A 10,590-nucleotide genomic window follows, 5' to 3' on the forward strand; every position below is an offset into this window, starting at 1 on the left:
GGGTCGCCGGCCGACGGTGCTCAGGCGGGCGTGAGGACGGCTTCGGTGAGCAGCCGGCGGGCCAGGACGAGGCGGTCGGCGTCGTCGTCGAGGCCGGGCAGGTCACCGACCCGGGTCACCTCGCCGGTGAGCACCGCGCGCAGCGCCGGCTCGCAGGTGCCGGGCAGGGTGATGGTGCGGTCGAAGAGCCGCAGCGCGACAGCCCGTCGCCGGTGGAGGCGAGCTGCCAGTGCAGGCCGGCCCGGAGGGCGGCCGGCTGTCGGCGTCGAGGCGGCCAGCGCGCGGCCGCCTGGGCGAGCAGGCGGATGGGGGCCAGGCGGGCGGCGGCCCAGGCCGGTGGCGCAGCCAGGCGGCGACAGCGGCCAGGTCGGCCGCAGCAGCCAGTCGCGCAGCGCCTCGACCGTCGCGGTCAGCTCGGCGTCGATCGCGTCCGGGTCGGCCACGTCGGTGCCGAAGGGCAGCCCGGCGCGCAGCCGGGCGTCCTCGGCGGCGAGGGCGAGCAGCTCCTCGACCAGGGCGTAGCGGGTCAGCGCCCGGATGCCGACGGTGAGGTGCAGCGAGGCGGACTCCTGCGCCTGGGCGCTGTGCAGCCAGCCCCGGGGCAGATAGAGCGCGTCGCCCGGCTCCAGCACCACGTCGAGCGCGGCGGGGCCGTCGGCGGTGGCGGAGACCTCGTCGGCCCGGCCACCCCAGGGCTGCTTCTCCAGCGGGTCGGGCAGCACCGGCGGGTGGATCCGCCAGTGCTTGCGGCCGTCGACCTGGAGCACGAAGACGTCGTGGGTGTCGTAGTGGGTCGCGAAGCCCTGGCTGCCGGCCGGTGTCAGATAGGCGTTGACCTGCAACGGCTGGTGCAGCGCGGTGCCCAGGTCGCGGGCGAAGTCGATCAGGGCGGGCCAGATCCGGTGCAGGCCCTGGAGCACCAGGGTCGCGCCGGCGGCGTACTGCTGGAGGATCCGCTCGTCGAGGACCTGGTCGCCGATCTCGGCGCCGGCACCGCCGCCGCCGGTCCACCGGGCCGCCGGCACCAGCTGGCCGTCCTTCGCCACCCGCAGGAACGGGGTACGCAGACCCCGCCTGCTGAGCAGTTCGTCGGCGTCGGCGGGGCTGAGCAGGTCGGCGAAGCCCTGCGGGTTGGGCAGTTCGGCGGCGCGGGACAGCAGGGGCGCGCGGCCCCAGTGCGCGGCGGCGAACTTGGCCGGCTCGACGCTGATGCGGCGGGCGAGGGCGTCGGCGGCCGGGGACGGAACCGCCGGACAGCCGTGGCCGCCAGCAGGTCGGTACGTCGATCAGCTCGCGCTGCCGTCGGCCGCCGTCCTGCTGGCCCGGGGTCGCGCCACCGTCGGCCGGACCCTCGGCGCCACCGTCGCCACCGTCCTGCTGACCCGGAGTGGGCGCCACCGTCGGCCGGACCCTCGGCGCCACCCGTCCTGCTGACCCGGGGTCGCGCCACCGTCGGCCGGACCCTCGGCGCCACCGTCCGCGCCACCGTCCTGCCGGCCCGCGGTCGCCCCGCCGTCGGCCGGGCCCTCGAGGCCGCCGCCGCTGGTGGTCTGCATGTCGTCGTCGTTGAGTGCCATGGGTGTGCTCCCTCGGGTGTGCCGCCCCGCCGTGCGTCGGGGTTCGTCGTGCAGCGGGTGGTACCCCACGCGCGATCTTCTAACCCACCGTAGACGGCGGGCCCCGGCGACACGGACGGTTCGCCGGGGCCCGACCGTGGTCACCCGTTGCGGCAGGTCACGCCGTTGAGGGTGAAGGCCGACGGGGACGGGTTGGCGCCGGTGTGGGTGCCCTGGAAGCCGAAGCTGACCGTGCCGCCCGCCGGTACGGCGGCGTTCCAGCTCGCGTTGCGGGCGGTCACCTGGGCGCCGGCCTGGGTGACGGTGGCGTTCCACCCGTTGGTCACCTGCTGGCCGGCGGTGAAGGCGAAGCCGACGGTCCAGCCGACGAGCGCGCTGGTGGCGTCGTTGCGGACCCGCACGTCGGCGGTGAAGCCGTTGTTCCAGGAGTTCGGCACGTACGTCACGGTGCAGCCACCGGTCGGCGGCGGCGGGGTGGGCGTGCTCGGGGCCGGGGTGGGCGTGGTCGGCGACGGGGAGGTGTTCGGTGTGCTGGGCGGGGTGGCGACGCCGCCGAGCGCCTCGCTGACCGCCTGGTACGCCGGCTTGGGCGCGTAGTTGTCGTCCCAGATCAGCGCCGCTCCCTGGCCGGGGAAGACGCCCGGGATCCACGAGTACCGGTCGGTGATGCCCCAGGTGGTCACCCCGACGCAGCGGCTCACCGCGAGGCAGGTCGTGACGACCCGCTGGTAGTCGGCGGCCTGCGCGGTCAGGTTGGCCGCGGTGGCCGGGGTGGGCATCCGGATGTCCAGTTCGGTGATCCGCACGTCGACCCCGAGGTCGGCGAAGCGTTGCAGGTTGGCCCGGAAGTCGCCGGGCACCTGCCCGACGATGAGGTGCGACTGGAAGCCGACGCAGTCGATCGGCACGCCCCGGGCCTTGAAGTCCTTGACCAGGTTCCAGATCGCGGTGCTCTTCGCGTTGACGCCCTCGATGCTGTAGTCGTTGATGCAGAGCCTGGCGTCCGGGTCGGCGGCGCGGGCCGCGCGGAACGCCTCCTCGATCCAGCCGTTGCCGATCTTCTGCTGGAAGACGCTGTCCCGGCGGGCGCCGGTGCCGCCGTCGGCGAACGCCTCGTTGACCACGTCCCAGGCGACGACCTTGCCCCGGTAGTGCCCGGCGACCCCGGCGACGTGGTCCTTCAACGCCTGGAGCAGGTCGGCGCCGGAGAGGGCGGAGACCCAGCCGGGCAGCTGGTTGTGCCAGGCCAGGGTGTGGCCGTACACCTTCTTGCCGCCGGTGGCGGCGTAGCCGACCACGGCGTCACCCTGACCGAAGCTGAACTGCCCCCGGTTGGGCTCGGTGGCGTCCCACTTCATCGCGTTCTCCGCGACGACCAGGTTGAACTCGGCGTCCCCGACCTGCTTGTACGCGGTCTCGGAGAGCTTGTTCGGGTCGAGCGCGAAGCCGATGTCGCGGCCCTTGGCCGCGGCGAGGCTCTTGAGGGTGGTGGCGGCGTCGGCGGGCCCGGAGTGGACGACGCCGAGGCCGACGGCGAGGGCGGTGGTGGCCGCGAGCGCGCCGGCCAGCAGACCGGACCGGAGGCGGCCGGTGGTGTGGTGGTGGATGGACATGCGGTCCCTGTCCTTCGTCGGGGTCACCGGAGGTGGTGACGAGACTGTGACATCGACCGATGGGAGCGCTTCCACATGCTGGCAGTCGGGCCCGCGCGCGTCAAGCGTGGTCGCCCGGGGTATCAGACCGGCATGATCCTGGTCGGCACCTCCGGCTGGCAGTACCGGGACTGGCGGGACCGCTTCTACCCGGCGAAGCTGCCGCAGCGACGCTGGCTGGAGCACTTCGCCGAGCGGTTCGCCACGGTGGAGGTGAACAACGCCTTCTACCGGCTGCCCGAGCGGGACACCTTCGTCGCCTGGCGGGACCGCACCCCCGACGACTTCTGCGTGGCGGTGAAGATGAGCCGCTACCTGACCCACATCAAGCGGCTGCGCGAGCCGGCCGAGCCGGTGGCGCGGTTCCTCGACCGGGCCACCGGGCTGGGCGACCGGCTCGGCCCGGTGCTGGTGCAGCTCCCGCCGAACCTGCGGGCCGACCCGGCGGCCCTGGACGCCACGCTGCGGCTCTTCCCCGCCGACGTGCGGGTGGCGGTGGAGCCCCGGCACCCCACGTGGTGGACCGACGACACCCGGCGGGTGCTGGAACGCCGCCGTGCCGCGCTGGTCTGGGCCGACCGGCTGAGCCGGCCGGTGACGCCGCTGTGGCGGACCACCGACTTCGGCTACCTGCGGCTGCACGAGGGCCGGGCCCGGCCGTGGCCACGCTACGGACGGACCGCGCTGGCCTCCTGGGTACGCCGGCTTGCCGACGCCTTCGACGACACCGAGCCGGCGTACGTCTACTTCAACAACGACCCGGGCGGCGCGGCGATCACCGACGCGGTGGCCTTGGCCGACCTGGCCCGGGCCACCGGCCGGCGGGTGACGCGGACACCGCCGGCCCGCCCCCCGACGGGGCGGGCCGGGTCGGCTCCGGTCACGGGATCAGCTGGTTCAGGTCCCGCGGCAGCTGCGACTTGACGTCCTGCCACTCCCCCTGGGTGACGTGCCGGCGCAGGGTGTCCAGCACCACCTGGACCACGCGCTGCGGGCCGCCCTCCACGTCGTACGGGAAGCCCTGCCGGACCTCGTAGAGGAAGTCGTCCCGGTTCAGCTTGACCGGCACGTTCTCCGGCTGCCAACCCTCGAAGTAGATCCCCCGCAGCAGCACCGGCAACTGCTGGGCGAACTCGGCGCTCTCCGGCACCGGCATCCGGTCCCGCAGCAGGTGCAGCACCGTACGCAACGCCGCGTAGGACTGGTTGCGCTGCGCCTTCGGCCAGCCGTACGCCGCCTCGATCTCCTTCAGGATCACGTTGGTCTTGTCCAGCGAGGACTCGAACGCGGAAATCAGCTGCTCAGCCATCTGCCCACCCCCGTGCGTCGGTTTCCCGGCGTCGTTCGTCGGTGCGGGACGGCGGCCCGCTGGGCCCCCGCCAGAGCCGGGTCGGACGGAACCGACCGGGCTGCTCGGCACGCCGGGGAGGGTCGGTCCTGCCGACCACGTGCAGCACCCCGCCGCGGCGCGCATCCGCTACCACCCGCACCGTCATGGCCAACCTCCTCCTCGGGCGGTCGCGTCGGTCGAGGCGACCGCACACACCGTCCATGCTGCGCGCCGGCCGGGTGACCGGCCCTCACCCGCCCCGGGTGATTCGGCATCAGCCGGCGTCGAGCAGGCCGCGCAGGGTCGCGCCGTTGCGCTGGGCGTAGTCGGAGAAGCAGTTGTTCATCAACACGTGGGTCTGCTCGGCCTGACCGGCCAGCTCGCGCAGCTTCGGCGCCCAGTCGCGCAGCTCCCGGTCGGAGTAGTCGTAGCCGAACTTCTCGTGGATGTCCTTGCTGGTCCACTTGTCGCTGTGGCCGTGGAAGCGGACCACCGCGAGGTCCGCGGTGGCCGCCAGCACCGGCGGTACGGACGACCTGTGCCCCTGCGGCATGTCGACGCAGACGTACGCCAGCTCGTGCTCGCGCAGGAAGCCGAGCGTCTCGTCGCGGTTGTCACCGTCGAACCAGGAGGCGTGCCGGAACTCGAAGGCCGGGCGCAGCGGGGCGCAGCGTCGGGCCACCTCCAGCAGGTACTGCTTGTTGTCCCGCCTGATGGTGAACCAGGGCGGGAACTGGAACAGCAGCGCCCCGAGCCGGCCCGCCTCGACCAGCGGGTCCAGTGCCGACAGGAAGCGCGTCCACACCTCCTCGTACGCCTGCGGCGGCAGGTCGTCCGGGTAGACGTTCTTCTTCTCCGTGTCGGGGCGCAGGTCCTTGTAGAGCGCGCCGACCCGGGTCGGGTGCCCGGTCAGCAGGCTGAAGGCCTTGACGTTGAAGGTGAAGCCGGGCGGCGTGCGGTCCACCCACAGCCGCGCCGTCCGCTCGGCAGGCGGCGAGTAGTAGGTGGCGTCCACCTCGACCAGCGGAAACTGCCGGGCGTAGTACGCCAGGCGCTTCTCCGGGGTGTCCGCGGTCTGCGGGTACCACCCGGAGTCCAACAGGGTCCGGTCGGTCCACGAGGCGGTGCCCACCCTGATCTCACCCATGCGGGCAGTCCACCGGGTGCGGGACCGACCGGCGACTCGGGCCGATCAGGCCGCCCGCCGCTCCCGGGTCTGCTTGCAGGCCACGCAGGAGGTGGCGGACGGGAAGATCTCCAGCCGCTCGACCGGGATCGGCGCGGAGCAGCCCTCGCAGAAGCCGTAGGTGCCCTCCTCCAGCCGGGCCAGCGCGTGCTCGAACTGGCTGCGCCGCTCCAGGATGGTCCGCAGCAGGGACTGCGCGGTGTCCCGCTCCGCGGTCTTGGTGCCGCTGTCGGCCTGGTCGTCGCCGGCGGTGTCGCCCACCTCGACCAGCCGCAGCACCTGGCTCTGCAGGACCGCCTGCTCGTACTCGGCGGTCAGCTCGTCGTAACGCGACTGCAGGGACTGCCTGATCTGGTCGGTGTCCGCCTGGGAACGACCCGTGGTCACCGTGTCGTGGACGAGCATCGCTGCCTGCCTTCCTGGGGCCTCACGCCGGTCCGGGGCGACGATGCGCCCCGGACCGTGTCGTCGGGTGGCGCGGGTGAGATCACCCGTGCTCTGTGAGCCGGGCGATTACCCGTCGCTCCTGTGGATCAAACCGGGGATTTCCGCGAGTTTCCACCGCGTTCGTGCGCTCTTGCGCGGCGCTGCCCGTCCCGGGCATCCGACAGCGCGGCGGCGTCCGGTTACGCCCCGGCACGGCGGACTCGTCCCGCTCGGCGGTGGTTCAGTCCCGCTCCACGACGGCCGGGTGGCGGGGGTCGTCGGCCCGTACCACCACGTCGGCGAAGGAGGCCGGGGCGACCTCGTCGGCATAGCGGGTGAAGGCCGGCAGGGTCCAGGCCGACGCTGGGTCGGTCCGCCGGGCCAGCGCGGCCGGGGTGAGCGCCAGATGGACGGCGACGTCGAAGGTGAGCCCGCCACCGAGCAGCATCGCCCCGCTGACCAGGACGACCCCGCCGGCCGGCAGCTCCACGTAGCCGGCGCGGCTGGCCCGGTCGGTGACCGGGTCCCACAGGGACGGCAGCAGCCGGCCGGAGCCGCCCGGCCCCGCCGGGTCCAGCACCTCCCGGCGCAGTCCCGGCTCGTCGGTCCAGCTCTCGTAGTAGGCGTCGGGATTGGTGCGGCCGTGCTCCAGCCGTACCGAGGCGGGACGCAGGAAGTCGGCGGACCGGACGTGCAGCACGGGCCGGCCGGCGGCGCGCAGCGGGTCGACCAGGGCGGCGGCCAGCTCCTCGGGGTGGGCGGCCGGCGGGCCGTCGACAGCGACCCGCAGCCGTCCCGGCACGTCGGTGGTGACCAACCGCTCGGTCAGCTCGGCCACCAGCAGCTCGGGGGTGACGGGACGGACGCGCACCGGTCCATCCTGCCGCGCCGGCCCGGTCGGCGCAGGCGGCGGGGCCGCGCCGACCGGGGCGACGGGGGTCAGCCGGTGCGGTCGATGGTGACCCGGGCGTCGTCGGCGAGGCGGTAACCCACCCCGTAGACCGTGGTGACCAGCGGGACGTCCACGCCGACCTTGCCGCGCAGCCGGCGCACGTGCACGTCCACCGTGCGGACGCCGGCGTGCTCGTAGCCCCAGACGGCGTTGAGCAGCTGCAACCGGGTGAAGACCCGCCGGGGGTGGGCGACCAGGTGCAGCAGCAGGTCGAACTCCAGCCGGGTCAGCGGCAGCGGCTCGCCGTCGCGCAGCACCGACCGGGACGAGGCCAGGATGTGCAGGGCCGGGATGGTCGGCGCGAGCGGCCGGGTCGGGGCCCGGCCCGCCGGCACCACGTCGGGCCGCCGGTCGCCCGGCGCGGGACCACTGGAGACCACGCCCTCCCCGCGTTCCAGCATCTCCCGGGCGGCGTCGAGCAGCCGGCGGGCCGCCGGGGTCAGCGACTCCTCCGCGGCGAGCGGGATGGACAGGGTCACGGTGAGCACGGGTGCGGCCGTGTTCGCGGGGCGACGCTGGCCGCCGGGGGGACGACCGGGGACCGCGGGTTGGGACGTATGCCATCCGGCGCGCGACGAGGCGGGGCTGACCGACATGGTCCTCCTTGGCTGGTCCGGGTGTCTCCCACGGCCCGGGACGCCGCTCCATCGATGCTTCCCGGCGCCTGTGCGAGGGTCAAGGGGCGGCTGCGTTGCATGAATGTGACAATTGACGAACACATCGGAGCCGGATGCTCGCTCTGCGTACGAGGCCAGATGATTACAGCAGAGCCGGTGAGTTGACCCGATACGGGGGTCCCCGCCCGGTTCACCGCGGCCCGCCGAACGGCCGGCCCCGCGCACGCCGCGGCCCCGGGTCGGGAGCGGACCCGGGGCGGCGAGGAGCGGCTCAGTGGTCCGGCTCGACCACCACCCGGGCGGCGTCGGCGAGCCGGTAGCCGACGCCGTACACGGTGGTCAGCAGGGGTGTGTCGGGGCCGAACTTGGCGCGCAGGCGGCGGACGTGCACGTCGACCGTGCGGGCCACCGCGTGCTCGTAGCCCCAGACGTGGGAGAGCAGTTGCGCGCGGGTGAAGACCCGGCGCGGGTGCGCGGCGAGGAAGTGCAGCAGGTCGAACTCGATCCGGGTCAGCGGGACGGCCCGTACCCCCTGGCGGACCTCCCGGGAGGCGGCCAGCACGCGTACCGGTTCGGGGTCCTGTCGATCGGACTCCGCGTCGGCGGCCGAAGGCAGCGGGTCCGTCGCGCGGGGCCATGGGCCCACCGCGCGCGGCGGGGCGGCCGGGTGCTGCGGCACGACCTCGCCGGTCGCGGCGAGGTCGCCGAGCACCTCGACGAGCAGGGCCAGCCCGGGGTGAGGCCGCCGGGACCGAGGTCGAGGGTGATGGTCAGGGTCGGCGCGGTGCGCGGCCGGGGCGCCGCCCGGTCGGGGCGGCCACCGCGGTACGCGCGGGGAGATGGCGACGACGGACATGGGAGCCTCCTGAGCTGTGGCGGTCGCGCCCGCCACGCCGGGATCGGCGTGACGGTCAGCGCGCGGCCGGCGGTGACCGGGGCGCGGCGGACGAGGGACGGTGCGGCGGGGTGGGGCCGAGGGTGGGCAGGCCGGCGACGCGCCAGGCGACGAAGCCGCCGACGACGTCGGTGGCCCGGTGCAGGCCGATCTCCTGGAGCGCGGCGGCGGCCAGCGAGGAGGTGTAGCCCTCCTGGCAGAGGATCACCACCGGCACGTCGTAGTCGACGGCCTGCGGCAGCCGGGCCGGGCAGCGTGGGTCGAAGCGCCACTCCAGGACGTTGCGCTCGATCGCGAGCGCGCCCGGGACCGTCCCGTGCGCGGCCCGCTGGCCGGCCGGGCGGATGTCGACCAGCAGGGCTCCCGCCCGGTACGCGAGGTGGGCCTGCTCCGGGTCGAGCCGGGTCAGCCGGGCGCGGGCGGCGGCGAGCAGCTCGTCGATGCCCCGCGATCCGGGCGGTGGCACCGGACAGCTGTCGGTACGGGTCTCGGTCATCGTCGGTCCTTCCTCGGGTGGTCGGTTCGGGGTGCGGTGGCCGGTCACCAGGCGACGCCGGCCTCGGCGACGTCGGCGACCTGGAGCCGGCCGTCGGCGAGCCGGTAGCGGGTCATCCGGCGCAGTGACGGACGGTAGACGTGCACGCTGACCGCAGGTTGAGTGCCCCGATTGCTGACCGCGTGCACGTGCCGGGGGCCGAATCGACGGCCGACGCCGGCGGCGAGCCGGTGCGGGCGCAGCCGGCCCGCGGTGACCGTCTCCTCGGTGAGGGTGCCGGCGAGGACCAGGAACGCCCCGGCGCAGCCGCCGTGGTCGTGCAGGTCGGTGCCCTGGCCGGGCAGCCAGCTCAGCGCCCAGACCTCGTGGTCGGCGGCGACGGCGAGGCGGGCGTACCACCGTTCCGCGCGGTCGAAGCGGAGCGGGACCGGCCAGCGGACCGGGTCGGCGTGGCGCCGCGCGACGGCGAGCAGGTCGGACTGGTCGGTGCCGGTCATGGGTGGTCGTCCTCCCGGTACGGTGCGGCGCGTGCCCACCGAGCATAGGAGGTAAACCCTATAGGTTTAGTAGGCAATACCGGATGGTGGGACGTGGTGCGCGGCTCCGGTTGCCCGGATCAGCGCAGGACCGGTGGCTCCACCCGGTAGCCGGGCACCGACGGCCAGCGGACCGTCAGCACCACCGACTCCCGCTCGGCGTACCAGGAGTGGTCCACTCCTCGGCCCCACACCACGTAGTCACCCGGGGTGCCGAGCAGCACCGTCCGATCCGGCAGCTCCACCCGGAACCGGCCGCTGATCAGCACCAGCAGGGCCGTCCGCCGCTCCCCGGTGGCCCAGCGCGACCGGGCCTCCCCCGCCGGGTGCACGCCCCACTTGACCTCCACCTCGGCGCTGTGCCGCACGTCGCCCGCCGGCTTGAAGTGCCCGAGCAGCCAGCCGGCGTCGGTCGCCCCGTCCACCCCGGCGTTGCCGACGTACACCGCGTCGTCCATCCCACCTCCCGTGCCGGGTCGGCAAGTTACCAGGCGACGGACCCACTAGCGTGGACGGATGACCGACGACCTCGACGCCGAGACCCTCGCCTTCGCGCACCGCATGTTCGACCTGGCCCGCGCCGGGGCCGCCGAGGAACTGGCCGGGTACGTCGACGCGGGGCTGCCGGTCAACATGACCAACGACAAGGGCGACACACTGCTGATCCTGGCCGCGTACCACGCCCACCCCGAGACCGTGGCGGCGCTGCTGGCCCGGGGCGCCGACCACGCGCGGGTCAACGACCGGGGGCAGACCGCCCTCGCCGCGGCGGTCTTCCGGAAGAACGCCGACGCCGTCCGGGCCCTGCTCGACGCCGGTGCCGACCCCGAGCACGGCAGCCCGTCCGCCGTGGACACCGCCCGCTTCTTCGACCTGCCGGAGATGCTGGCCGCGCTCGCCCGGAGCTGACCGCCGCTCGGAAC

12 protein-coding genes and 2 pseudogenes are annotated in these 10,590 nt (G+C 74.4%); 2 read left to right on the forward strand and 12 right to left on the reverse strand.

Translation table 11 applies throughout. The features are described 5' to 3' along the window. Positions 1-20: 20 nt before the first annotated feature. The 3 genes and pseudogenes from MRQ36_RS32540 to MRQ36_RS32550 form a co-directional block, all read right to left on the reverse strand. A pseudogene (locus MRQ36_RS32540) lies at positions 21-1,268 on the reverse strand (cupin domain-containing protein); the annotation flags it as partial. Between the two features lie 18 nt (positions 1,269-1,286). Beyond that, positions 1,287-1,577: pseudogene (locus MRQ36_RS32545) on the reverse strand (hypothetical protein). Positions 1,578-1,717: 140 nt separating this feature from the next. Next, entirely contained in the window at positions 1,718-3,190 is a 1,473-nt protein-coding gene (locus tag MRQ36_RS32550) for an endo-1,4-beta-xylanase (RefSeq protein ID WP_242800738.1), read from the reverse strand. Positions 3,191-3,322: 132 nt separating this feature from the next. Between MRQ36_RS32550 and MRQ36_RS32555 the strand changes: the two genes are divergently transcribed. Further along, complete coding sequence (locus MRQ36_RS32555; RefSeq protein ID WP_242800740.1) at positions 3,323-4,153, forward strand: DUF72 domain-containing protein; 831 nt, start codon at positions 3,323-3,325, stop codon at positions 4,151-4,153. Here MRQ36_RS32555 and MRQ36_RS32560 read toward each other — a convergent pair. From MRQ36_RS32560 to MRQ36_RS32600, 9 genes are all read right to left on the reverse strand, one after another. After that, on the reverse strand, positions 4,110-4,538 hold the full coding sequence (locus MRQ36_RS32560) for a DUF2267 domain-containing protein (RefSeq protein ID WP_242800742.1): 429 nt from the start codon (positions 4,536-4,538) through the stop codon (positions 4,110-4,112). The genes MRQ36_RS32555 and MRQ36_RS32560 overlap by 44 nt on opposite strands. Before the next feature lie 295 nt (positions 4,539-4,833). Beyond that, a complete protein-coding gene (locus MRQ36_RS32565) occupies positions 4,834-5,706 on the reverse strand; it encodes a DUF72 domain-containing protein (RefSeq protein WP_242800744.1) in 873 nt (290 codons plus the stop codon). Between the two features lie 45 nt (positions 5,707-5,751). Further along, on the reverse strand, positions 5,752-6,150 hold the full coding sequence (locus MRQ36_RS32570; protein ID WP_242800746.1) for a TraR/DksA C4-type zinc finger protein: 399 nt from the start codon (positions 6,148-6,150) through the stop codon (positions 5,752-5,754). A 262-nt stretch (positions 6,151-6,412) separates the two neighbouring features. After that, entirely contained in the window at positions 6,413-7,042 is a 630-nt protein-coding gene (locus MRQ36_RS32575; protein ID WP_242800748.1) for a uridine kinase, read from the reverse strand. Between the two features lie 68 nt (positions 7,043-7,110). Then, entirely contained in the window at positions 7,111-7,719 is a 609-nt protein-coding gene (locus MRQ36_RS32580) for a winged helix-turn-helix domain-containing protein (protein WP_242800750.1), read from the reverse strand. Positions 7,720-8,011: 292 nt separating this feature from the next. Continuing rightward, the gene (locus MRQ36_RS32585) at positions 8,012-8,596 is read right to left on the reverse strand and encodes a winged helix-turn-helix domain-containing protein (RefSeq protein ID WP_242800752.1); all 585 of its coding nucleotides are present in this window, start codon (positions 8,594-8,596) and stop codon (positions 8,012-8,014) included. Between the two features lie 55 nt (positions 8,597-8,651). Next, positions 8,652-9,131, reverse strand: a complete 480-nt coding sequence (locus tag MRQ36_RS32590) for a rhodanese-like domain-containing protein (protein WP_242800754.1) — start codon at positions 9,129-9,131, stop codon at positions 8,652-8,654. A 44-nt stretch (positions 9,132-9,175) separates the two neighbouring features. Next, positions 9,176-9,628: a cysteine dioxygenase family protein gene (locus MRQ36_RS32595; protein ID WP_242800756.1), complete on the reverse strand. Its 453-nt coding sequence runs from the start codon at positions 9,626-9,628 to the stop codon at positions 9,176-9,178. 119 nt (positions 9,629-9,747) lie between these two features. Further along, a complete protein-coding gene (locus tag MRQ36_RS32600; RefSeq protein ID WP_242800758.1) occupies positions 9,748-10,125 on the reverse strand; it encodes a signal peptidase I in 378 nt (125 codons plus the stop codon). 58 nt (positions 10,126-10,183) lie between these two features. On the opposite strand from MRQ36_RS32600, the gene MRQ36_RS32605 reads away from it, so the two are divergent. Then, entirely contained in the window at positions 10,184-10,576 is a 393-nt protein-coding gene (locus MRQ36_RS32605) for an ankyrin repeat domain-containing protein (protein WP_242800760.1), read from the forward strand. Positions 10,577-10,590: the final 14 nt, after the last annotated feature.

It is taken from the genome of Micromonospora sp. R77 (genome assembly GCF_022747945.1).
Taxonomy (GTDB): Bacteria; Actinomycetota; Actinomycetes; order Mycobacteriales; family Micromonosporaceae; genus Micromonospora.